Origin of the sequence: Syntrophothermus sp., assembly GCF_013314835.1 — a bacterium.
Taxonomy (GTDB): Bacteria; Bacillota; Syntrophomonadia; order Syntrophomonadales; family Syntrophothermaceae; genus Syntrophothermus; species Syntrophothermus lipocalidus.
This window is the reverse complement of the sequence record NZ_JABUEX010000009.1, coordinates 25,019-45,740: the sequence shown is the minus strand read 5'-3', so window position 1 is coordinate 45,740 and position 20,722 is coordinate 25,019. Positions and strand designations below refer to the sequence as shown.

Below are 20,722 nucleotides of genomic sequence, written 5' to 3'. Positions count from 1 at the left end.
AAAGGTCGTGGTGGACGAACAGGGGCGGCTGGGTACCTTGCAGAAGTTATTCCCGGACGTGGAGGGCAACCTGAAGCAGATCAACTGGAAGTCCCTGACCCCAGAGGACTGGAGGCAAATCCAGCGGGAGCACGTCTTGGACTGGGCCATCGGAAATTTCGACAGCCACGGGGGCAACTTTATCCTCCTCAAGGACGGAAGGATACTGGGCACCGACAAAGAGCAGGCCTTTCGATACATGGCCGATCACAAGTCCTGGAAAATGAGCCTGGACTATCACCCCAATGCCGTCTACGGAGAGCAGGAGCCCATTTACAACACCATCTACAGGGCCTTTGCCAAGAAGGAGGTTGACCTGGACCTGCAAACAGTGCTTCCGGCCCTGCAGCGGCTGGAGGCCATACCCGATGAGGAATACCGGGCCATCCTGCGGCCCTATGTCGAGGCCCTTCACGGGAAGGGGGCGCAAGCCGAGGCTTTTCTGGACCAGGCGGTTAAACGGAAGCAGGAAACGCGGGAGCAGTTCCGGCAGTTCTTCACCTCCCTGCTCAAGGCCCGGGACCCGAAGTTCAAGGGGACGTTCAAGTTCGCAGATGAGATGACCGGAGCCGAGATGGTGAAAGCTCCCCTAGCGGTCCGGGTAATGACCAAGGAGGAGCTACAAAAACTCAACACAAAGGCTCTGAAAGAAATGGCCAAGGCCCAGCAGATCAAATACTTCCAGCAGATGACGAAGGAGGAATTGATCGAGGCCCTGGCCAACCCCGATAAGGCCAGTGCATTGAGTATGGCCGCCAAGGAGCGTGCCCGGGCCAGGCTGCGGGCGGCGGTAAAAGAGCCGCCCCTGCCCAAGCTGGAGGTGCCGGCGGGGGCTGATGTCCTGGAGGATTTCGGCCAGGTGCCGAAGAATCCATTTGGAATAGCCATCCGCAAAGACGGAAAGCGCCTCGAGGGCCAGCAGATTACCATCCGCCGGATTGAGGAGGATGGCCAGGCTGGGTTCCAACTCACAATGAAAATCCCTCAAGCCTATCACGCCGAGGTCGAGAAAGCCCTAAAGAAAGCCGGGGCCGGCCGCGGTGGGTTCACCTTTCAGGCTGGCCGGCCGGATCGGACCAAAGGCGTCTACCAGATGACCCGCCAGGATTACAGGCGGGTGGGCCAGGCCTGGTACTTAAGCGATGAGGATGTGACGGTGTATTTCGCCGGTACCGCCCCGGAGCGGGCTCTGATGAGGCAGTTGGAAATCAGGGTATACGAGACAGACGGGGTGCGGGCCGCGAAGCGGGCACAGGAGGTTCTGAAGAAACTTAACCTAGAGGCAGCCCTGGCTGACCCGCTGCCCGAGGAGGAGCGCCTGCTTCGGCTCTCCCGCCTGGCCTGGCAGCACGTCCCTAGGGAGGAATACCAGGTCAGCCTCGAGGCCCGGACGGTCGAGCAGATGGAACGCCTGCTACGGAACAAGGGCATTGACCCGGCCCGGGCGGATAAGCTGGTGGAAAAGGAGGTCTGGCCGGGCTATAGGACCTACGTGGAGGAGGGCATTAGCCAGGAATACCGTCGGCTGGGGGCAGAATATTTGTTTGCGGGTGTTGGGGATGACGCGCAGAGGGTAGTGGATATTCTCTCCCCCGACAGCCCAGGCCTCATGTCAACTTTACAACGCTACCATAACGGCATTTTCAGCGGCGGTGCCAGCCAGAGCGCAGACGTTGAAACAGGCGGGGCCGATAGCGCCTTTGTCCGCTTGGTGCCTACCGGGGCCAGGGGCAAGTACCGGTTCGCCGAGCATTTCAAGGGAGGCGGCTACAGGCTACTTGTTGACGTAAGCGAGTTAGAGCGCACCGACTGGTATGCTTACGGGCATGATGGGTTTGGGAGCACTGCGGAAAGCGAGTTTCGGAGACGGTTGGGGGCCGAGGAGTTCATTGCCAGGTTGAATAACGCCTACAGGCCGGGCAATGAGGTAATGCTGAGGCGCGGCATCCGAAAAGAGAGTATCACCGGCGTCGTCTGCGATACTGAGCGCCAGCGGCAGACTTTGATCCAGGCCCTCCGTAAGGCCGGTATGAAAGAAATCAACGGCCAAAAGTTAGAGGACTTCGTTAGAGTGCAGGAGATGATCTAAAGTGATCAGCGACAAGGTGCTCTACCTGGTGAAGGACAGCCATTTTGGCCTGCGCCCTCCCTTGATGCTGGCGATAGGGGTGGAGGTGCACAAAGACTGGGTGGGCTTCCACGACACCAACCGGGGGCATCAGTTCTTTGGCGAGCTGGTGAAGGAGACCACAGACGGGTTTGTTTGGCACCGGGTAGAGGACACCCTGGAGGACGGGCGACGGGACTTTGGCCTAGTGGAGTTCAGGGCCCTTACTCTTGAGGAGTACAACAAGAGGGTGCGCCCTTATCTCTTGGGGCCTGCCCCGGAGTTCAGTTCAACCGAGGAGCTCTATGAATTTTACCGGCGGCAATTTGGGCGCCGGGGTTATCATTATTGAGGTGGTGAGGGGCTTATGCCTGAAGGAGCCAAGGGCTGGGACGAAACGGGCACCAGCTACCGCTACCGGATCAGGGCACCAGACGACTTCGAGGAAGGGTCCTTCAGGACGATAGAGTTGCAGAATACCAACGGGATCAAGATGGTGGTCGGCAAACTGAAAAACGGGACTGGGTCGATGGTCGCCCAGTCTTTAATTTTTCCCAAAGACCAAGGATGGACACTAGACAAGGCCAAGAAATGGGTCAAGGACCACCCTGGCCTAATTCGGGTGGGGAAAGAGGAAACTGGCGAGGTCGTACTACAGCCCATAACTAAAGCATTTTATCCTCTTTTTGTTGGTCAATAACCAGCCCTGCCTTTTCATGCTGGCGTTGAAGTGCTTCTTTTAAGACGGCCATATCGATTTTCTTTTGGTGTACCAGGCGATGGTGATTGGGGCAAAGCATTATTAAATCAGAAATGTCGTTTGAGCTCCTTCCGTAAATATGATGAGCGTCACAGGATGCTTCACTCCAGCCGCAGATCGCACACTCATTTGGTAGCCATTTGTGAGCTTGTTGGCGAGCTGTGGCCGGGCTTGAAAAATAACCATTGCCACGGATAAGGTTGCCATGATCGGCATGCCGGCATTCATTCGAGCAATACCTGGCATCTGGACGAACGCTCGGGTAGAAAGAAAATAACTTACCACAAACGTGGCAAACGCCCGTTTGTTTTCCACCTCGCCAGTTAGGGTTATCTGGGCCTTTAGGTCCAAACTTTTTAAGATAACCAGAGCGGCACTCAGAAGAGCAGAAGAAGCGGCCTGATTTCGATCGATTAAATTCATGTTTCCATACAAGCTTAGGCATTCCACAATAGGCGCATTCTACTTGAACACGGCCAGGAGTTTGTAGAGGTAAGAGAGACTTTTGATAGCGGGAGGCGCATTCCCGACTACAGAAGCGGGCGGCATCTTTGCGATATCGCTTAACCCAAAAAGTCTTTCCGCAAAAGGTACATGTTTTCTCAAACCTTTTGTTCTTGCACTCCAAGGAACAGAAAACTGCGGTTCCTTCGCGATAAGGAGATGTAAGGAAAGGACGCCCACATTCGCGACATATGAGAGTTACCGGCATAAATATACCTCCAATCACCAATTCCGCTTATAGTATACCACAAATTAAATAAAGGGGGTGATAAATATGAAGGCGGTGCTAGAAGAAATTACGAAGGCAAAGTGGACAACCGCCTTCATTTGAAGGCTCAACGATCTACCGGATGCCGCTTTCGCCGTTATAGAGCCGGCATACAAGAAGGGTGAAACCCAGGATAAGCGGGCCAGGCACCTGCCGCACCATGGCAAGAGCGTGACTGATCCCAATGATGACGGCAGCGTGGACCTGCCCCACCTGCGGAATGCCCTGGCCCGGGCAAATCAGATCAAGCCCATTACCGACAGCATCACGGCAGAGGAATTGCGGAAGAAGGCCTTGGCCCACCTGCAGGCCCACGCCAAACGGCTGGGGATCGGGGAGGTCGGAGAGGTAAAGAAAGAGGTCGCCTTCAAGAAGGCGGACCTGCAAAAGCGCATCGTCTACGGCGAGGTCTATGTCCCAAACGAAAAGGACTCCCAGGGCCAATGGATGACGGCCGAGGAGATCGAGAAGATGGCCCACCGGTTCATGGAGAACCTGCGCCTTACTCAGATTGATAAGCAGCACGACTGGGAGCCCGACGAGGGGGTTGTCGTGGAGAGTTTCATTGCCCGGCCGGGGGACCCGGACTTCACCCCGGGCGCCTGGGTGCTGGGCACCAAAATCCTGAAAGAGGAGACGTGGCAGGCCATCCTTAAAGGGGAGATCACCGGCTATTCTATGGCCGGTGTCGCCGAGTTGATCCCGGAGCAGGAGGGGGTGAGTTGACGTGGACAAACCGACGCCAGGAGAGCTGCGGAACGTGGATGTTCAAATGGTAAGCCTGGTCAAAAAAGGGGCTAACCAACGGTCGTTCAAGATATTCAAATCCGCCGAGTGGCCGGAGAACGAAAGGCCAGTTCAAGAGTCCCCGGCCGAAGAGCAAGAGATGAAGGGCTTCTTTCGGGTGCTGAAGGAGTTCTTCACCGGCACCAGGAAGGCCGACACCAACACCACTCCCTCTTTTGCCCAGGCCATGGCGGCCATTGAAACCGAGGACGCCCTTTGGCGGGCCTTCAGCACTCTGCGCGAGATATGCACCAACATCTTGAGCAGCGATGCCGAGGACAAGCCGGCCAGGATAAATCAGGTGGTAGAGGAATTCCGGGCCTATCTGCTCGGCAAGATCAGCCAAATTGGCTTTGCCAAGGCTGCGGAGCAATTATCTGTAGAGGTAGAGAAGGCCGGACGGAAGATTAGCGCAGCCCGGCTAAAGGCATTAAAAGACGCCCATAACCTACTGGCGCAGATTATTGCCGAAGCCGAGGCTGATACCAACAGCGGGGAGGGGACGCAAGTGACCAAGGAGGAACTGACCAAGATGGTGGCCGACGCCGTTACCGAGGCCACCAAGCCCATTAGCGAGAGGTTAGAGAAGCTGGAGAAGCAGACCGAGGGGCAAGAGCCGGCGGCCCAGGGCCAGGAGGAACTACAGAACATAATCAAAGAGGCCGTGGCCCAGGCTGTTAAGCCCCTGGAGGAGCGTCTGGAAGTGGTAGAGAAGGCCCGGGGCCTCTCTAATAAGGTCCCGGAGGAAAAGGATAGGGTAGAGAAATCCGACTTCTGGGGCGGCGTATTTCTCAGCTAAAGGAGGCAAGCAAGATGATCTCCAACAGGGCATTGATTGCCAAGGCGGCCATCACTTCGGCTGACCTAGCGACCGGGGGCAAACTGAATCCCGAGCAGGCAAACAAGCTCATTGACTACATGGTAGACCAGTCCGCGTTCCTGAAGGACATCCGGACAGAGCGCATGACCGGCCCCACCAAGGACCTCGATTTTATCGGGGTTGCCAACCGGATTATCCGTAAGGGCGTGGAGGCCACTGAGCCGACCGAAACCGCAGGCATTCAGACCAGCAAAAAGCAGCTAAACTCGACGGAGATAATCCTGCCGGCCGACATTTCTCTCACCTTCCTGGAGGATAACATCGAGAGGGAGGGGGCGGAGGACCACATCGCCCGGATGCTAGCCCTGCAGTTCGCGAATGACCTAACCGACCTGGCGTGGAACGGGGACATTGCAACGCCGAATACCGATCCATTTTACGCGTTCCTTTCCATTGACGACGGGTTTATCAAACTGGCCAAGGCCAGCGCGAATACCTACAAGTTCGATACCAACGGGAGCACCGACTACAAGGGCGTGGTTTTCCCGGGCATGCTGAACATGCTGCCCAACAAATGGAAGGCCAACAAGGCCGAGCTGCGCTTCTATGTTTCCCCGACCGTGGCCGAAGCCTATATCGAGCAGTTGACCACCCGGCAGACCGCCTGGGCGGATGAGTTGCTCCAGACCGGTAAGCTGCCGCAGTATAAAGGTATCACCATCTTCCCGGTAGACTACATCCCAGACGATGTGATCGTTTTGACCCTACGAAAGAATTTGGCCACGGGCATTCAAAGGGAGTTTACCAGCGACCGCGAGCGCAAGCCTCGCAAGCGGGTCATCGAGTACACCATGACCGGTCGGGTAGACGCAGCGCAGATTGTGGTGGACGATGCCCTGGTGATCGGTTACAACATCGTTTAAATAGGCAGGTGAGTGAGTAATGGCGGCGAGTAAGAAGCAGCTTACTGAAGCCGAGGTCATGGAGGTAAAGGACGAGGCTTTGACGGAAGGCAATAATGAAGCCCAAGAAGAAGCGGCCGTGCTGGTGTTAAAGGGCGCGGCCGCCTTAGTTTCGGGGGGCGTGAAGTTCGTGAAGGAGGTCCCCCGGCAGGTCGAGAACCAGGAGCTGGCCCGGCGGCTGATGGCCTCCGGCCTTTTTGAGGCAGGTGGTAAGCGGTGAAAATTCCATTTAACATCGGGGACGCCGGGGCCCACCAGGAGAAGCTATGGCAGATACTGAACGACATGGCGGCCGATTTGGAGGCACTGAAGAATGCTCTGCAGACCCATACCCATGGGGGAGTTACCGCCGGCGCCGATAGCACTGCGCCCACTACGGCCACCGTAACCCTCAAGACCGTCAAGGCCGATAACTATACCGGCTAAGGAGGACTACCATGAATGAGATTAAAGAGTTCGCAACTTCAGACCTGGCCCTGGCCGGATACCTGAAGTTGCGAGGGTTAGAGTTAGTCAGGATAGACCGCAGCACCCCAAGGCGAGCGGTCTTTTATTTTAACGACAGCCTGGATGTGGTGGAACACCTGGCTATCGAGTTCGCCAATTCGGACTTCCGCAAGTACGACGCCGAGGTGCGGGCCCTGAAAAAGCTGATCCACAGGTAGGTGGTGGCCATGGCGTATTGCACGGTTCAGGACATACGGGAGGAGGGTATCACGGCCGAGCGGGCTACAGATACCCGGTTGGCCTTGCTTATAGACCTGGCCACCGCCTACATTGATGGCATCACCCGGCAGTGGTTCGAGCCACGGGCCGTGACCATTATGGTGGACGGTACGGGAGGGCAGACCATTTTCCTGCCCATCTTCGCCATTGAGGTGGCGGCCGTTACCGTGGATGGCTTGGCCGTGACCGACTTCAAGGTCTATAACCGGTTCTTCCCCGATGACCGCCGCAACCCGAAAATCTACCGGGAGGCGGGATGGCCCAGGGGGCGCCAGAACGTGGTTATCGCCGGTACTTGGGGCTTCGTGGACAAAGTGGGGACCGAGTACCAGACGCCAGCCTTAATCAAGCAGGCGGCCAAGCGTCTGGTCATCCGTGAACTGCCCCTCTTAGGAGATTCCGAGGGCCAGGAGGACCGGAAGCGGTCCCGGATCGTGAGCGAGACCACCGACGGCCACTCCTACACCCTGGAGCGGTTGGTGGGGACCCTTGACTTGACCGGAGACCCGGATATTGATCGCGTGCTGGCCCTTTTCCGGGCTCCGATAGCCATCGGAGGGGTCTGACATGAGGCCGAAACTCATTCACCCGGTAGATGTGACCATTTACCGGATTGACCGGGCGGCTACCCAGTTCGACCCGGACTTTCGGGAGCCCACAACCGGGGTTCAATACGAGCTGGCGCCGGTGACGGTCGAAGCCCAGGTCAAATATGACCGGTTCGAGGCCCTCAACATGGTCGCTGGCGGGGACTCTCCGCTGACTACGGGGCACCTGCTCATCGAAAGGGAACCTCCCGGGGGGCTCAACAAGGGTGATAAGATCGCCGCCGTAGCCGGCCAGCCGGTCGAGTTGTATATCACGGAGAAGCGGCCGGCGGCCCACTACGGCGGGCAGGCCAGGCTCCTGAAAGTCCTGTTCGAGGCAAGGAGGAAGGGATGATGGGCGTCCAGATGATCGGCGAGTGGGCCAAGACCAAGGCCTTCCTCAGCCGCCTGGATAAAGAGTACCAGAAGGCCTACCGGACCGGCCTGCAGCGGGTGGGTCAGGCCGCCGTAGGGTCCCTTAAGCGCGGCATGACCGAGGGGGCTCCTGGCGGGAAGAAGTATGCGCCGAACCACCCCTTTACTATCGCCCAGAAGAAATCCTCCAAGCCCCTGATCAGGCACGGCGACTTGAGGGACAGCATCAATTATCAGGTCGTGGACGGCGCCACCGTCTTCGTGGGGGTCAAGCGGACAGCCAAGAACAAGGAGGGGCAGGCCCTGGTCAACATCGCGGCGATCCACGAATTGGGGAATGGCGAAGGCGGAGACCTCCTGATCGAGGTCACCCCCAAGATGCGGGCGTTCTTGCATTCCCAGGGTCTGCACCTGAAGCCCGAAACCAAGTACATCCGCATCCCCCGGCGGCCCACGTTTGAGCCAGTATTTCAGGCCGAGAAGGACAACTGGATTGAGCTGTTCGCCGAGACTGTGGCCAAGGGAACCATCGGGGGGGCGCCCAGATGAGCGAGTTTGAGGCGGTAATGAGGACGCTCCTTCAGGGCCTAAAGGCCAACGTCCTGGCCAACACCGTTTCGGCCACCCACAGCGACATGCTGGAGATCGCCGAATTGCCGGTGCTCATCCTGTTTTTGCCGGACGCGGCCCGGTCCAGGCTGGACGATGCCAACGTGCCGGTCCAGGTAAAGGACGAGACTGCGGGGACGGTGCGGGTGTTTGACCCGGCGCCCACTTATGACCTGGCCTTTGATTTCGAGGTCGTGGCCGAGACCACCACAGGGGTGTTGGAGATCGGCGAAAAGATGGCCGCCTATTTGGAGGCCAATCCTTACCTCACTGTCAACAGCAAGGAATATCCGGTGCGGGTGGTGGAGCCCATGGGCCGGCCGGGCGCAGTGGAACCGGCCAACCTCCGGCGGGCCTCGGGGAGTTTCGTTGTTGAGAGCGTGGAAGTGGACACCGGCAAGTTCCAGGACGGCAAGCTGGCCAGGCAGTTTGAGGCGGTCTATGAGAACCAGACAACCGGCGGCACTGATCAGGCAACCTGGAGCCTGAAGAAGTGAGGAAGGAGGTAAGCCATGCCCACCATTAAAAACAAGCAGAACGCCCCTCTTGCCATCGACCTGGGCGGTGGGGCGAGCATTCACCTGCTGCCCCTCGAGAAGCGGGATGTGAGCGACAAAGACATTAAAGCGAGTCAGATGCAGGCGGCCATCCGGGCGGGGTACATCGCTGTGCTACCGGAGCAAGCGCCTGCCAAAAAGAAGGGGAGTGACAACTGATGCCTGAGTTCCTTTCTCCAGGGCACTTGGTCACTGAAGTGCCGCCCCAGGTGGTGACCACCCCGGGAGCACCCACTAGCACGGCGGCTCTAATTGGGATAGCGGAAAAGGGGCCTATCGGTAAAGCAGAGCTGGTGACGAGTTGGGCCGACTTCGTAAAGAAGTTCGGCTCTTTTATTTCCAGCGGCTGGCTGGCCTACGCCGCCTATGGGCTTTTGCTCAACAAGCGGGGGGCCAGGGTCTATGTGGTTAGGACGGCCCACTATACTAATCCTGATGACCCGGCTACCTTGACCGCACAAAAGGCCACAATCACCCTTCAAGATAGGGCCAGCGTGCCAGTTAACACCCTCAAGGTGGACGCCCTGACCGAGGGGATCTGGGGCAACCGGATCAAGGTGAAGATTTCCGATGCGACTAAGGACGCCACCAACAAGTTCAAGCTGGAGGTTCTGGAAACGGTTAACGGCCAGGACGTGCTGCGGGAAACCTATGACGAGCTTTCTATGGTCGATACCAGCACCGATTTTGTGGAAAGCAGAATTAATGGCAAGAGCCAGTACATCACGGTAACTGACTTGGACAGCGCCACGGTAGCCCCGAATGACCGCCCGGCAGTCGGAACGTTTTCACTGGCCAACGGGAACGACGGTCTGACCGGCCTGGCCGATACTGACTACATCGGCTCCCCGGCCGGCAGGACCGGGCTCTATGCCCTTGACGTGATCGATGAGAGCCTGCTTATTGCGGTGCCCGGAGTGGCCACTTCCGCTGTCCAGAACGGGGTGCTGAATTACTGCGCCGGCAGAGGAGACTGCTTCGCCATACTGGACCCGCCCTTTGGCAACACGCCGGACGAGGCGAAGGCTTATGTGGAAACCACGGGCGGGTTCAATAGCACCTACGGGGCGTTCTATTATCCCAACGTTAAGATCATGGACCCAGCTACCGGCAAGGAAAAGGTGGTGCCGCCCAGCGGCTTCATTATCGGGGCCTATGCCCGCACGGACGGGGTAAAGGGCGTTTGGAAGGTGGCGGCCGGCATCGAGGACGGGAGGCTTGCCGGGGTAATTGGGCTGGAAACCGACCTGGTTAATGACAAGGGCATCAGGGATATCCTCTACCCGGCCCGGATCAATCCGATCTGCTTCCTGCGTGGCTATGGGATCAGGGCCTATGGGGCCCGGACCCTGGACGGCAGCGGCAGCTTCCCCTACATCAATGAGCGTCGGACTTTCATCTTCTGCGAGAAGTCCATTGAGGAAGGGACCCAGTTTGCCGAGTTCGAGAATAACGAACCGGGGCTTTGGAAGCGCCTAACCAGGTCGATTAACGCCTTTTTGCTGGGCGTCTGGAAGCAGGGCGGCCTGAAGGGGGCCACACCCCAGGAGGCTTTCATAGTCAAGATTGACGAGGAATTGAACACTCAGGAGACAATTGACCAAGGTCTCTTGCGCGGCCGGATCGGCCTAGCTACTCACCGCCCGGCCGAGTTCATCTGGTTCGAGTTCGAGCGCAAGCTCCAGACTGAGTAAGGGGGTGGCATGAATGGCTGGAAGGGCTCGCAAGTTCCGGGATAAGTTCAAGTTCCTGGTGGAGATAGATGGCCTGGTGCAAACCGGCTTCCAAAAGGCCGGTCCTCTGCGCGGGAGTGTGGAGGTTATCGAACACGAGGAAGGCGGAGCTTTAATACCCGATAAATCCCCGGGTAAGGGCAAGTTCGAGGATATTACCCTCGAATACGGCGCCACTGAGAACCTGGAGATTTACGAGTGGTTCAAGCAGGTCCTCGATGCGGCCCAGGAGACCGGCGGTGCGGACCCGGACGAGTACAAGCGCAACCTGGCCATCATCGAGCAGGACCGGACCGGAAAAGAAGTTGGGCGTTGGAATGTTTACGGCGCCTGGCCGCGGGAGTTTGAGGCCGGGGACTGGGACAACACCGCCAACGAAAAGCTCATCCGTAAGGTTACGCTGGCGATAGACTATTTCGAGCCCGCCTAAGAAGCGGGCTCTTAAGCTATTAGGGAGGGATTAGAGTGGGTGAACTGGTAAATTTGCGCCTGCCCCGGACCATTGCCGAGGCGGAGGTTGCGCCGGGTACGTTCTTATTCCCGGGGCGCTATGAGTATCAAATGCGCGAAATGAAAGTAGCCGAGGAAAATATCCTGGCTAACCGGCGTAATCGGAAGAACGCTGCGGCCATTAACAATGTCCTCCAGGCCTGCATGGTTACCGAAAGCGTGGACGTGATGGAGTTGCTGATCGGCGACCGGACCTTTGCCCTGATCCAGTTGCGGCGGTTGACCTATGGGGACGAGTACGCCTTCAAGGTCAACTGCCCCGCCTGCCAAACCAGGTTCGAGTGGGAGGAGAACTTGGGAGATTTGGAGGTGCGCTATCTGGAGGACCCGGGCCAGGCCGCCCCGGACCATGTCTTTAGCTTTACCTTCCCCAAGACGGGCAGGACGATTAAATGGCGCCTACTTCGGGGTAAGGACGAGCAGAAGCTGGCGGCGGCCAGACGAGATGACCCGGACGGTCTGGTTACTTTCTCGATGCTCCTGCGGACCGTAGAAATTGAAGGCGAGAAGGCCGTCAACCGCCGGTTCTTTGACGAATTGCCCGGCTCGGATGCTGCTGCCTTCCGAGCCGAGGTGCAGGCCAAGGAATGCGGTGTGGAAACCACCATCGTGGTGGATTGCCCGGAATGTGGAGGTAGTTTTGACCTTGACCTTCCCATTGGGCCTGATTTTTTCCTTCCGAGGAAGAAGGCCCGGGGGCAGTAACTTTCCTCACCGCAAAAACGGAGGAGGAACTTCACGAACAGGTCTTCTGGCTCATGTACCGGTCTATGGGGTCAGGCCTGGGGCAGCAGTTCTCTGAGGTCATGGAAATGCCAGTAAGCTGGGCCAATTTCCTTTACCGGAGATTGATGGAGCGGCTCCAAGATGAAGCTGACGCCGTAAGGAGGGGTGGCTAGGTGGCGTTGAATTTCAACATGATAGGATTGGGCTTTCATTTCTTCGTTCAAGATGATGCCACCCTTGGCCTGCGGCGGATAGACCAGACGTTTAAGAACGTTTCGGCCGACGCCGAGGAGATGTATTACAAAACCAAGGCCAGCCTGGACCAGTTGGAAGCCAAGATGGGGGCCCTGGGAGATGCCCGGGTGCAGGCCGCTCTCCAGCGGAGCGGCATGGCCCTTGCCGGCGTGGGCGCGGCAGGTTTGATTGGGATAGGGGCAGCCACTAAGTCCTTTGGGGACTTCCAGCAGCAAATGCTCAATGCCCAATCCGTGGCCCAGTGGACGGAGGAGGAATTCCAGGAGTTAAGCAAGTTCGCGATCCAGGTGGGCGCCGATACCAAGTTCTCCGGCAGCCAGGTGGCCGAAGCTATTTATGAGATAAGCTCGGCCGGGGTTTCCGCCGTGGACGACATTAAGAAGTTGACCATGGGCGTGGCGGACTTCGCGGCCGCTGGGAATATCCAGATGCCGGAGGCGGCCCGGGCCATCGTGGCGGCCGTGCAGGGGTTCAAAAGGCCCATGTCGGACGCCACCAGGATAGCGGATATTTTCACAGCAGCTATCCAGAATTCTATGCTCAAGGCCAATGAGTTTGAGGTGGCCATGGGTTCCATGGCCGGGGTAGCCGGACAAGTTGGACAATCGGTAGAGGCGGCCACCGCCGGCTTGATGGCAGCCAGAAACGTGATCGGCTCGGCCCAGGACGCGGCTACCTCCCTGCGGAGCGCCATGATGCATTTGATTGCCCCCACGAGCGAGGCCAACAATATCATGCGGACCCTGAGCATTAACCTGCGGGACGCCCAGGGCAACATGAAGCCATGGCCACAGATCATCCGGGAGTTCGAGGAGTCCTTTGCCGGAGCTGGTGCCCTGGTCAAGCAGTTTGCTGGGTTTGCTGACGCGGAAGAGGATCAACTCAAGGCGCTAGCGCAAGCCTATGGCCTGACCACGGAGCAGGCTAAAGGACTCGCTGGGGCTGCGGCCCAAGGACAAAGGGCCTTTGAGGATTATGTAATAGCCACTATCTTTGGCACGGACGGCATTCGGGCCGTGACCGCAGGGCTTAATGCCCAGGCCAAGGCTATGATTGACGGCCGGGAAGTAACTCTGACCGGGGCCGACGCCCTGGAGTACTGGCAGATTAAGCTGGAGAACAGTGCGGGTGCCGCCCAAAAGGCCGCGGACGTCCAAATGAGCGGGCTAAACGGGGCCTTTGAGCAATTGAGAGGGTCAATAGAGAGCGCCGGATTTGTGATCGGTGGCCGGTTTGAGCCTTCCATCCGGCGCATTGCCGGCTTTCTGGACCGCGTGGTGGACGTTTTTAACAGGATGCCGGAGCCCATGCAGACGGTGCTGTCCTATTCTTTGCTGTTGGGCTCTGTTGGGCTTTTGGGTGCCGGGTTCGGGCTTATTTTCCTGGCCCAGTTGCCGGACGCGATCCAGGGCATGACCATTTTGCGGAGCACCATGATTGGCGTCAAACTAGAGGCTATCGGGACCAAGCTGGCTACCTTGGCCCTCCAGGGGGCCATGTGGGTTGCCCGCGGGGCCACCCTGGCCTGGACTGGAGCGCAATGGCTGCTCAATACGGCCTTGACGGCCAACCCCATTGGACTGATGATAGCCGCCGTAGCCGGGCTGGTAGTAGGCATAATCCTCCTGGTGCGGAACTGGGAAAAGGTGACGGCCACCATTGGAAACTGGTGGAATAAGCTAATGGGATGGTTTTCCGAGATGCCGGCCTGGGGGAGATACCTCCTGGCCATTTTTATGCCGGTGATTGGGTTCCCCTTGCTCATAGCCGAGAACTGGGAGAAGATTAAAGCCTGGTTCGCCGGTCTGCCGCAAGTTATTACTGGTTTTATAAGCACAATACCAGGGTTCCTGAGCAAGCTGTTCCTGGAGGATATTCCTTACTGGATTGGGTACGGGATAGGATACATGCTCCGCCTGGTCTGGGAAGGAGTAGAGATCGTGGTTGGCTTCTTCGCCAGCCTTCCGGGGCGGGTAATAGCCTGGGTAGTAGACCTGGCCGGCCAGATACCCATATGGTGGACCCAGATAAAAGATACCGGCATCCAAATAATTAGCCAAGGGATTGAGGCCATAGTTGGCTTTTTCGCCGAGTTACCGGGAAGGATATGGTCCTTCTTGGTGGGGTTACCCGGTACGATCCTCAGCATTGGCACGGAGCTATGGAGCGCAGCCAGGCAGGCGGGCGCCGAGGCGGTAAACGGTATGGTAAATGTCATTAGCAAGCTGTTCCTGGAGGATATTCCTTACTGGATTGGGTACGGGATAGGATACATGCTCCGCCTGGTCTGGGAAGGAGTAGAGATCGTGGTTGGCTTCTTCGCCAGCCTTCCGGGGCGGGTAATAGCCTGGGTAGTAGACCTGGCCGGCCAGATACCCATATGGTGGACCCAGATAAAAGATACCGGCATCCAAATAATTAGCCAAGGGATTGAGGCCATAGTTGGCTTTTTCGCCGAGTTACCGGGAAGGATATGGTCCTTCTTGGTGGGGTTACCCGGTACGATCCTCAGCATTGGCACGGAGCTATGGAGCGCAGCCAGGCAGGCGGGCGCCGAGGCGGTAAACGGTATGGTAAATGTCATTGCTGACCTGCCTGGGCGGATTTGGGATATTTTGCTTGACGTAAGAGACAATATCGTGAACTTCGGTTCCCGGCTTTGGGACGCCGGCAAGCAAGCCTTCGGCAGACTGTGGGAGGGTGTCAAGGCCGGGCTTGGCATTCATTCGCCATCATACATTGAACAGGCAATGGCCAACATCTTATGGTACAGCCGGGAGGCTACCCGCCAGGTAGAGGCTGATTTCAGGCGATTGAGCGGGCTTACTGCTCAGCCCACGATTACCTTGGCAGCCTCTTATGAGCCTCCGGAGCCGGCGGGCATGCCTGCCTTGCAAATGGCCGCGCAGCCGGAGCCCGTCGCTGGGGTAGTTGGAACGGGGGCGGCAGGCGCAGTCCCGGCCGAAAGGGCGGTGCCTATTCCGATACCCCAGGCGGTTCCGGCAAGCCCTCCGCTCCCCGCACCGGCACCGAGACAGCAGCCGGCCCCCGTAACCGGAACGATATCCAGGGTGGCGGAAACCATCCGCCAGCCTATCCAACTGGTCCTTGACGGCCGGGTGCTGGCCGAGATCATCGCCAATATCCAGGCCGAGAATGAAGCTCGGGCGGGCGCTTACTAAGGGGGTGAGGCCGTGGCGATAATGCCCGTTAGAAAGGGATATATGATCCGCGAGGATACCGGAGAGCGCCTGGAGTTCCAATACAACCCGACGTTTCTCGAGGACGAGAAGACGGCTGAGTATGAGAATACCAACGTCCCCGGGGCCAACTTTCCGCACAGCGAGTTTGCGGGCGGCGGGGATTGGAAGTTCAAGTTTTCCCTGCGGTTTATAGCCAATGGGATGAAGTACGATACCAGTAAAGCGGTTGTCTGGTTGCGGCAGTTACCTTATGCGGTCAGGCATCCGGACGGGACCGTGGCTCCGCCCAAAGTTCTACTGGCTATAGGGGGCCTAATAGTCAGGTGCAAGGTTACTAAGGTTACGGTCCACTATCTCCGGTGGGCACCGGCGCTGCGGCCTGTCGATCTTCAGGTTGACCTGGAAATGAAACACTGGCCCGATGTAATGCCCCCGAAGCCGGCGCCGCCGTCTAAAGCCAAACCCAAGGCCGTGCCGGTCGTGGAGAAAATCACGGTTCAGAAACAGTCCACCAGGAGCCCGTATCTTGATCGACTAAGACAGTAGCGGTTGTTCGGGTGAGGTGTAGAAAATGCCGTTTTATGAAAAGAGCAGGTATGCCAAAGCAAAGATCATTAGGGATACCCAAGGCAGGGCTTATGTCCCGCCCGTGGAGCGGCCGGCTAAACTGGACTACCCGGACAATATTCTAGTGCCGGCCGAGCCCGGGGATACCTGGAGCACTCTGGCCTACGCCTACCTCGGCGACCCCGAACTCTGGTGGGCCATAGCCATTTTTAACAACGTCTTCAACCCCTTGGAAGATCCCAAACCGGGTACGGTGTTAACTATCCCTTCCATTCGGACAGTGCATGAGGTGCTGTTATGAGCGAGGGAGTATTCTTTTTAACTGCAAAGGGGCAGCGACTTCCACCGGAAGTGGAGCAACAGGCCTACTATTTCGAGTTTGAGACTGCGGAGGATCGCCTGGCCAGGGCCGAAGTGAGGTTTAAAGAAGGGGCAAAAATAGCCGACAAAGGGATTTTCGCCCAGGGAGATGTCTTGGGCGTTTCCTTCGGTTCCGGCACCAATCTGTACAAGGAAACGCTCCGCATACACCGGGCCGGCGGGGGCCATGACTTCAGAGTGATTGCTTATGAGGAAGCCCATGACTTGCAGCGGGTTTCGCGCTCCAGGATATGGGCCGCGGTAACCTATTCCGAGATTGCCAGCCAGATCGCCAGAACATACGGGTTCGGCACAGATATCGAGCCCACTAAATACCGGCATCCCCAGGTGGCCCAAGTGAACGAGAGCGACCTGCATTTTCTCCGACGGCTGGCCAGGCGCATCGGGTTTGAATGTTACGTGGAAAACAAGGTCCTCCATTTCCACCGTCGGCGGTGGGAGGCCGGCCCGGTAGACACTTTAACTTACATTCCGGGCGGCGGAGGAACCTTAACTGAATTTTATCCGAACGAAAGCACCCTGGCCCGGCCGGGGAGGGTGACGGCGGCGGGAATAAACCCGTGGACCAGGCAACCTTTTGAAGTTCACATAGATGACCGGACGGCCCAGCGGACGGTGACCGGGCCGGCAACTTTTCAAGATAATTACCCGGCTGGGGCCACTGGCTATCGGCTGGCTGTGGCCCACCACGACCAGCAGGCGGCCAGAGAAGAAGCAGAGGGGCTATACCGGTTATTGCAGGATGACCTGGTATTGGCCGAGTTTGTCGCCGTTGGCAATCCCCGAATCCAGGCCCGGGCCATAGTGGAGGTTCACGGGTATGGGGCTAGGTGGGACGGTCTGTATCGGGTGCGGTCAGCCAGGCATATTATTGCCGGCCAGTACATTGTGCGGGGCTGGCTGGTGCGAAATGCGGCAGCGTCTGGGGGCTTATTGAAAGCAACCGCAGCCAAGCGTAACACCCAGCGGGTGCCTACCGGCCGGCGATTGGCAGGGGGATGATGAATTATGGCACTACCGGATGAGCCAAAGTTCTATGGCAAATACAGGGGATTTATTGCCGATAATAACGACCCTAAAGGGGTGGGGCGCGTCAAAGTTAAGGTCCCTGCCCTTTTTGGCGATCAAGTGCTTGCCGAATGGGCCTGGCCTTGTTTGCCCGTGGCCAGTACCCCTTCGCCCATCACCACGCCACCGCCAATCGGCGCCCCGGTTTGGGTTGAATTTGAGATGGGCGATATTGACAAGCCAATTTGGAGCGGCTTTTGGGGTGAGTAAAAATGATAGAAACGGCATTAGGTAGGGGCCCGGGGTTTCCGATGACCTCTGACGGGGCGGGAAACTTTGCGCTGGCTACAGGCGAGGAGCTGATCGCCAGTAGTATCCGGCAAATCCTCGGCACCATTCCCGGCGAGCGGCCCATGGTACCCGAGTTCGGCTGCCAGGCGGCAGCCATGATATTCGAAAACCTCTCTGAGGACCTCTTGCCGGTGATAGAGTTTTACGTCAAAGAAGCTCTGGAGCGCTGGGAACCCAGGATCAGGGTAGACGAAGTGACCAGCGAGATGGACGAGACGGTGCTCAAAGTTCACGTGCTCTATACCATCCAGGCGACGGGGCAGCAAGCAGGCCTGGAGTACCCCTATGTGATAAGGGGGTGAAATAGTGGCATTACCGCCTATTGACTATTCGGCAAGAGATTTTGCTTCGCTTTACGAGGCGCTCAAGGCCTATGTTCGGGCGCGCTACCCGCAATGGACGGACTTTGCTATTGCCAACGTGGGCAACGTCTTGCTGGAGGCCGTTGCTTACGTGGGTGACCAACTGCATTACTACATGGACAGGCAAGCAGGAGAGGCTTTCCTCTCGACGGTTACCCAAAGGAGCAACATGATTAAAATTCTCAAGCGGCTTAGCTATAAGATGGCCGGGCCCCAGGCTGCCCTCGTTGATCTTCAGTTTACCCTCGCAGCACCGGCCGCGGGAGACGTGGTCATCCCGGCCAAAACCCAGGTACTGACGGTCGGTCCAGAACCCCTGGTGTTCGAGACTCAGACGGAACTGATAATTCCGGCGGGGGCTACTCAGGGTACTGTCCAAGCCAAGCACGCTGAGACCAGAGTGGAAGAATTCGTGGGGGACGGCTCACCAAACCAAAGGCTGCGCCTTTCTTTTGGGCCGTACCTCGACGGCTCGGCTCGCGTAGAGGTAAATGGGGAGCCGTGGGCCGAGGCCGAGGGGTTTATCGGGACAGACTCGACGTCAAAGATTTTCTTGGTAGAAGTGGACGAAAACGACCAGGCCACTATTCTGTTTGGAGATGGGACGAACGGCGCAATTCCAACCGGAAATATTAAGGTGACTTACGAAACAGGGGGCGGCGCCAAGGGCAATGTAGCTGCGGGGCAAATAACTCTGCTTCCGGCTACGTTTACGGACAGCCTGGGGAATATGGTTTCGATTTCTGTCACTAACCCCTTGGCGGCAACAGGTGGGGCGGACAGAGAAGACATGGAGGTTGCCAGGTACCGGGCACCTCAAGAGGCCAGATCCAGAGAGGTGAGCATCACGGTTGACGATATTCAGGCCAACGCTGAAAGCGTGGCCGGGGTGGCCAGAGCGTTATGCCGGCTCACCTGGCAGGACAGCAGTATTCCCGATAACACCGCCCGGGTCTATATCGTCCCAGAAGGCGGCGGTTTGCCCAGCCAGGCCCTCAAAGATGCGGTTAGACTGGAGTTGACCCAAAACAAGTCCATGCCACCCACCATGGGGCTGGAGGTAGTTGACCCGCTTTACAAAGTGGTGGATATTGCGGGCACGATTTACGCATTACCCACGGCCGATAAGGCAGCGGTTGAGGCGCAGAAGCAGGCCGTTCTCGCCGATCTGTTCAGTTACACTAAGAGAGACGAGAACAATGCCTATGTGGTTGATTTTGGCAAGCCGTTTTATTTGAGCACCATTATCGCGGCGTTGCGGAACATTCCCGGAGTCTATAACGTGGTCCTCACCGCACCAACAGGGGATGTATTGCCAGCGGCTGCCGAGATAGTTGCGCTTGGCGATACTTCCGGCCTGGTGGTGGTGCAGCCATGATAATAAGGGTGCCGGCAATATACCTGGAAGACAAGGAGACGCGAGCCCTGCTCGATGTGATGGAGCAGGGTTTTGCTTTAATCCTCGAGGAGCTGGCCAACTGGACCAACGTCCTCGATCCAGACCACTGCCCGGCTTCCGTTCTACCTCACATGCTTTTTGAGGAGGGATGGACGGAGCAGATACCACTGACTGAAGCCCAACAGCGAAGGCTGGCCAAGGAGCTGCCCAGGCTGCGGAAATGGCGGGGAACCTACAAGGCTATTATCCCCGCTATAAAGATTTTTACCGTAGAGGCCAATAAGGACTACCAGGTGGATATTATCACCCACCGGCCCAGCCGGACGTTCTGGATACGGGTACCTTGGCGGATGTTGAGCGCCCTGGACTTCCCCTCTATGTTTCGCGTGGTGTGGAAATTCACTGCGGCAAATGAATATTTCGGGGTGGTGGGCATCCCGGACCGCATGCTCCTGCTGAACCAGGCCGGGGCCCTGGCAACAGTTACCCAGGACCTTTCCTGGCAGGAGATCAAGACGTGGAAGGTGTTCGCCGGGCCGCGGCTCAATGCCGCCGGCGCCGTGGAGACCGTGACCGAGGACACTTCCTGGAGTGAAACCATTACTATCAAGACGTTTATCGGGCCCCGGCTCAACGGTCTCAGTTTGAAACTGAACGGCACAGGAAGGGCCAACGAGGGGCCAACGTCCACCCAACAACAGGGAATCCAGCACCCAGGCATCCGGACCTATAAGCGTTTTGTGGCACCGGTAGCGGCCCTCAATGCTCGCGGTACCGTAATCGAGGACGTGGTAGACCACGGCTGGGATGAGACAATTACCGAGCACAGGTTCACGGGCCCACGGTTAAACAGCCCGCCGACTTTAACTATGACCGGCCAGGCCAGGCTCAATGCCGGGCCAAAGACCAGCGAGCAGGTGGTGGTCCATCATCCGGTTTTGGAGGTCACCGTCAAGAACGACGGCGGCACCCTTCTAAATCGGGGGCCCACCGAGACCAGGCAGGAGATCATAAATCACCCGGATGTGCGGACATACAAAAAGTTCAATCCCGAGGCCGGCATGATCCTGAACGGCAAGCCGGTGCTGGGGTACATGTGGAAGAAAGAACTGAAGGAGGCGGTCTAA

Annotated in this window: 26 protein-coding genes; 25 read left to right on the top strand and 1 reads right to left on the bottom strand. The window is 57.8% G+C overall.

Annotated features, from left to right (window positions below):
- Positions 1–7 precede the first annotated feature (7 nt).
- Genes HPY90_RS04560 through HPY90_RS04550 form a run of 3 tightly spaced genes read left to right on the top strand, consistent with a single transcriptional unit; the run spans position 8 to position 2,846 of the window.
- Entirely contained in the window at positions 8–2,128 is a 2,121-nt protein-coding gene (locus tag HPY90_RS04560) for a hypothetical protein (RefSeq protein ID WP_287191719.1), read from the top strand.
- A gap of 1 nt (position 2,129) precedes the next feature.
- Positions 2,130–2,498 (top strand): hypothetical protein, encoded by a 369-nt coding sequence (locus HPY90_RS04555; protein WP_287191716.1) that lies wholly within the window; start codon positions 2,130–2,132, stop codon positions 2,496–2,498.
- A 15-nt stretch (positions 2,499–2,513) separates the two neighbouring features.
- Entirely contained in the window at positions 2,514–2,846 is a 333-nt protein-coding gene (locus tag HPY90_RS04550) for a hypothetical protein (RefSeq protein ID WP_287191712.1), read from the top strand.
- A 102-nt stretch (positions 2,847–2,948) separates the two neighbouring features.
- Here HPY90_RS04550 and HPY90_RS04545 read toward each other — a convergent pair whose 3' ends face one another.
- On the bottom strand, positions 2,949–3,329 hold the full coding sequence (locus HPY90_RS04545) for a hypothetical protein (protein WP_287191710.1): 381 nt from the start codon (positions 3,327–3,329) through the stop codon (positions 2,949–2,951).
- Positions 3,330–3,849: 520 nt separating this feature from the next.
- Between HPY90_RS04545 and HPY90_RS04540 the strand changes: the two genes are divergently transcribed.
- From HPY90_RS04540 to HPY90_RS04435, 22 genes are all read left to right on the top strand, one after another.
- Positions 3,850–4,404 (top strand): XkdF-like putative serine protease domain-containing protein, encoded by a 555-nt coding sequence (locus HPY90_RS04540; protein ID WP_287191707.1) that lies wholly within the window; start codon positions 3,850–3,852, stop codon positions 4,402–4,404.
- A 1-nt stretch (position 4,405) separates the two neighbouring features.
- Complete coding sequence (locus HPY90_RS04535) at positions 4,406–5,263, top strand: hypothetical protein (protein WP_287191704.1); 858 nt, start codon at positions 4,406–4,408, stop codon at positions 5,261–5,263.
- Positions 5,264–5,277: 14 nt separating this feature from the next.
- On the top strand, positions 5,278–6,207 hold the full coding sequence (locus HPY90_RS04530) for a phage major capsid protein, P2 family (protein WP_287191701.1): 930 nt from the start codon (positions 5,278–5,280) through the stop codon (positions 6,205–6,207).
- A gap of 19 nt (positions 6,208–6,226) precedes the next feature.
- The gene (locus HPY90_RS04525) at positions 6,227–6,466 is read left to right on the top strand and encodes a hypothetical protein (protein WP_287191699.1); all 240 of its coding nucleotides are present in this window, start codon (positions 6,227–6,229) and stop codon (positions 6,464–6,466) included.
- Positions 6,463–6,672 (top strand): hypothetical protein, encoded by a 210-nt coding sequence (locus tag HPY90_RS04520; RefSeq protein ID WP_287191696.1) that lies wholly within the window; start codon positions 6,463–6,465, stop codon positions 6,670–6,672. Before HPY90_RS04525 ends, HPY90_RS04520 begins: the two co-directional genes overlap by 4 nt.
- Before the next feature lie 11 nt (positions 6,673–6,683).
- Complete coding sequence (locus HPY90_RS04515; RefSeq protein ID WP_287191694.1) at positions 6,684–6,911, top strand: DUF5659 domain-containing protein; 228 nt, start codon at positions 6,684–6,686, stop codon at positions 6,909–6,911.
- 9 nt (positions 6,912–6,920) lie between these two features.
- Positions 6,921–7,538 (top strand): hypothetical protein, encoded by a 618-nt coding sequence (locus tag HPY90_RS04510; RefSeq protein WP_287191691.1) that lies wholly within the window; start codon positions 6,921–6,923, stop codon positions 7,536–7,538.
- A gap of 1 nt (position 7,539) precedes the next feature.
- On the top strand, positions 7,540–7,914 hold the full coding sequence (locus HPY90_RS04505) for a hypothetical protein (protein ID WP_287191688.1): 375 nt from the start codon (positions 7,540–7,542) through the stop codon (positions 7,912–7,914).
- Complete coding sequence (locus HPY90_RS04500; RefSeq protein ID WP_287191686.1) at positions 7,911–8,483, top strand: phage virion morphogenesis family protein; 573 nt, start codon at positions 7,911–7,913, stop codon at positions 8,481–8,483. Before HPY90_RS04505 ends, HPY90_RS04500 begins: the two co-directional genes overlap by 4 nt.
- Positions 8,480–9,040 carry a hypothetical protein gene (locus HPY90_RS04495; protein ID WP_287191683.1) on the top strand — a complete coding sequence of 187 codons (561 nt, stop codon included), beginning with the start codon at positions 8,480–8,482 and terminating at the stop codon, positions 9,038–9,040. Before HPY90_RS04500 ends, HPY90_RS04495 begins: the two co-directional genes overlap by 4 nt.
- Before the next feature lie 15 nt (positions 9,041–9,055).
- Positions 9,056–9,259 carry a hypothetical protein gene (locus tag HPY90_RS04490; protein ID WP_287191680.1) on the top strand — a complete coding sequence of 68 codons (204 nt, stop codon included), beginning with the start codon at positions 9,056–9,058 and terminating at the stop codon, positions 9,257–9,259.
- Positions 9,259–10,794, top strand: a complete 1,536-nt coding sequence (locus HPY90_RS04485) for a phage tail sheath family protein (RefSeq protein WP_287191678.1) — start codon at positions 9,259–9,261, stop codon at positions 10,792–10,794. The genes HPY90_RS04490 and HPY90_RS04485 overlap by 1 nt, the downstream gene beginning before the upstream one ends.
- A 13-nt stretch (positions 10,795–10,807) precedes the next feature.
- Positions 10,808–11,263, top strand: a complete 456-nt coding sequence (locus HPY90_RS04480) for a phage tail protein (protein WP_287191675.1) — start codon at positions 10,808–10,810, stop codon at positions 11,261–11,263.
- A gap of 35 nt (positions 11,264–11,298) precedes the next feature.
- Positions 11,299–12,048 (top strand): T4 family baseplate hub assembly chaperone, encoded by a 750-nt coding sequence (locus HPY90_RS04475; protein WP_287191673.1) that lies wholly within the window; start codon positions 11,299–11,301, stop codon positions 12,046–12,048.
- A gap of 194 nt (positions 12,049–12,242) precedes the next feature.
- Complete coding sequence (locus HPY90_RS04470) at positions 12,243–15,506, top strand: phage tail tape measure protein (RefSeq protein WP_287191670.1); 3,264 nt, start codon at positions 12,243–12,245, stop codon at positions 15,504–15,506.
- A gap of 21 nt (positions 15,507–15,527) precedes the next feature.
- Positions 15,528–16,073: a CIS tube protein gene (locus tag HPY90_RS04465; RefSeq protein WP_287191804.1), complete on the top strand. Its 546-nt coding sequence runs from the start codon at positions 15,528–15,530 to the stop codon at positions 16,071–16,073.
- 25 nt (positions 16,074–16,098) lie between these two features.
- Positions 16,099–16,395 (top strand): LysM peptidoglycan-binding domain-containing protein, encoded by a 297-nt coding sequence (locus HPY90_RS04460; RefSeq protein WP_287191667.1) that lies wholly within the window; start codon positions 16,099–16,101, stop codon positions 16,393–16,395.
- The gene (locus tag HPY90_RS04455; protein WP_287191664.1) at positions 16,392–17,477 is read left to right on the top strand and encodes a phage late control D family protein; all 1,086 of its coding nucleotides are present in this window, start codon (positions 16,392–16,394) and stop codon (positions 17,475–17,477) included. Before HPY90_RS04460 ends, HPY90_RS04455 begins: the two co-directional genes overlap by 4 nt.
- A gap of 6 nt (positions 17,478–17,483) precedes the next feature.
- Positions 17,484–17,753, top strand: a complete 270-nt coding sequence (locus HPY90_RS04450; protein WP_287191661.1) for a phage baseplate assembly protein V — start codon at positions 17,484–17,486, stop codon at positions 17,751–17,753.
- Positions 17,754–17,755: 2 nt separating this feature from the next.
- On the top strand, positions 17,756–18,136 hold the full coding sequence (locus HPY90_RS04445) for a GPW/gp25 family protein (RefSeq protein ID WP_287191658.1): 381 nt from the start codon (positions 17,756–17,758) through the stop codon (positions 18,134–18,136).
- A 4-nt stretch (positions 18,137–18,140) separates the two neighbouring features.
- Complete coding sequence (locus HPY90_RS04440; RefSeq protein WP_287191655.1) at positions 18,141–19,574, top strand: baseplate J/gp47 family protein; 1,434 nt, start codon at positions 18,141–18,143, stop codon at positions 19,572–19,574.
- Positions 19,571–20,722, top strand: coding sequence for a phage tail protein (locus HPY90_RS04435; RefSeq protein ID WP_287191652.1), 1,152 nt, complete (start codon positions 19,571–19,573; stop codon positions 20,720–20,722). The genes HPY90_RS04440 and HPY90_RS04435 overlap by 4 nt, the downstream gene beginning before the upstream one ends.

Bases quoted from the DNA above. Each gene is read 5' to 3' on its own strand.
- HPY90_RS04465 (WP_287191804.1), top strand. From the start codon at position 15,528: ATGCCCGTTAGAAAGGGATATATGATCCGCGAGGATACCGGAGAGCGC.
- HPY90_RS04445 (WP_287191658.1), top strand. From the start codon at position 17,756: ATGATAGAAACGGCATTAGGTAGGGGCCCGGGGTTTCCGATGACCTCT.
- HPY90_RS04530 (WP_287191701.1), top strand. From the start codon at position 5,278: ATGATCTCCAACAGGGCATTGATTGCCAAGGCGGCCATCACTTCGGCT.
- HPY90_RS04495 (WP_287191683.1), top strand. From the start codon at position 8,480: ATGAGCGAGTTTGAGGCGGTAATGAGGACGCTCCTTCAGGGCCTAAAG.
- HPY90_RS04500 (WP_287191686.1), top strand. From the start codon at position 7,911: ATGATGGGCGTCCAGATGATCGGCGAGTGGGCCAAGACCAAGGCCTTC.
- HPY90_RS04490 (WP_287191680.1), top strand. From the start codon at position 9,056: ATGCCCACCATTAAAAACAAGCAGAACGCCCCTCTTGCCATCGACCTG.
- HPY90_RS04525 (WP_287191699.1), top strand. From the start codon at position 6,227: ATGGCGGCGAGTAAGAAGCAGCTTACTGAAGCCGAGGTCATGGAGGTA.
- HPY90_RS04505 (WP_287191688.1), top strand. From the start codon at position 7,540: ATGAGGCCGAAACTCATTCACCCGGTAGATGTGACCATTTACCGGATT.
- HPY90_RS04455 (WP_287191664.1), top strand. From the start codon at position 16,392: ATGAGCGAGGGAGTATTCTTTTTAACTGCAAAGGGGCAGCGACTTCCA.
- HPY90_RS04515 (WP_287191694.1), top strand. From the start codon at position 6,684: ATGAATGAGATTAAAGAGTTCGCAACTTCAGACCTGGCCCTGGCCGGA.
- HPY90_RS04545 (WP_287191710.1), bottom strand. From the start codon at position 3,329: ATGAATTTAATCGATCGAAATCAGGCCGCTTCTTCTGCTCTTCTGAGT.
- HPY90_RS04485 (WP_287191678.1), top strand. From the start codon at position 9,259: ATGCCTGAGTTCCTTTCTCCAGGGCACTTGGTCACTGAAGTGCCGCCC.
- HPY90_RS04450 (WP_287191661.1), top strand. From the start codon at position 17,484: ATGGCACTACCGGATGAGCCAAAGTTCTATGGCAAATACAGGGGATTT.
- HPY90_RS04510 (WP_287191691.1), top strand. From the start codon at position 6,921: ATGGCGTATTGCACGGTTCAGGACATACGGGAGGAGGGTATCACGGCC.
- HPY90_RS04550 (WP_287191712.1), top strand. From the start codon at position 2,514: ATGCCTGAAGGAGCCAAGGGCTGGGACGAAACGGGCACCAGCTACCGC.
- HPY90_RS04480 (WP_287191675.1), top strand. From the start codon at position 10,808: ATGGCTGGAAGGGCTCGCAAGTTCCGGGATAAGTTCAAGTTCCTGGTG.
- HPY90_RS04460 (WP_287191667.1), top strand. From the start codon at position 16,099: ATGCCGTTTTATGAAAAGAGCAGGTATGCCAAAGCAAAGATCATTAGG.
- HPY90_RS04435 (WP_287191652.1), top strand. From the start codon at position 19,571: ATGATAATAAGGGTGCCGGCAATATACCTGGAAGACAAGGAGACGCGA.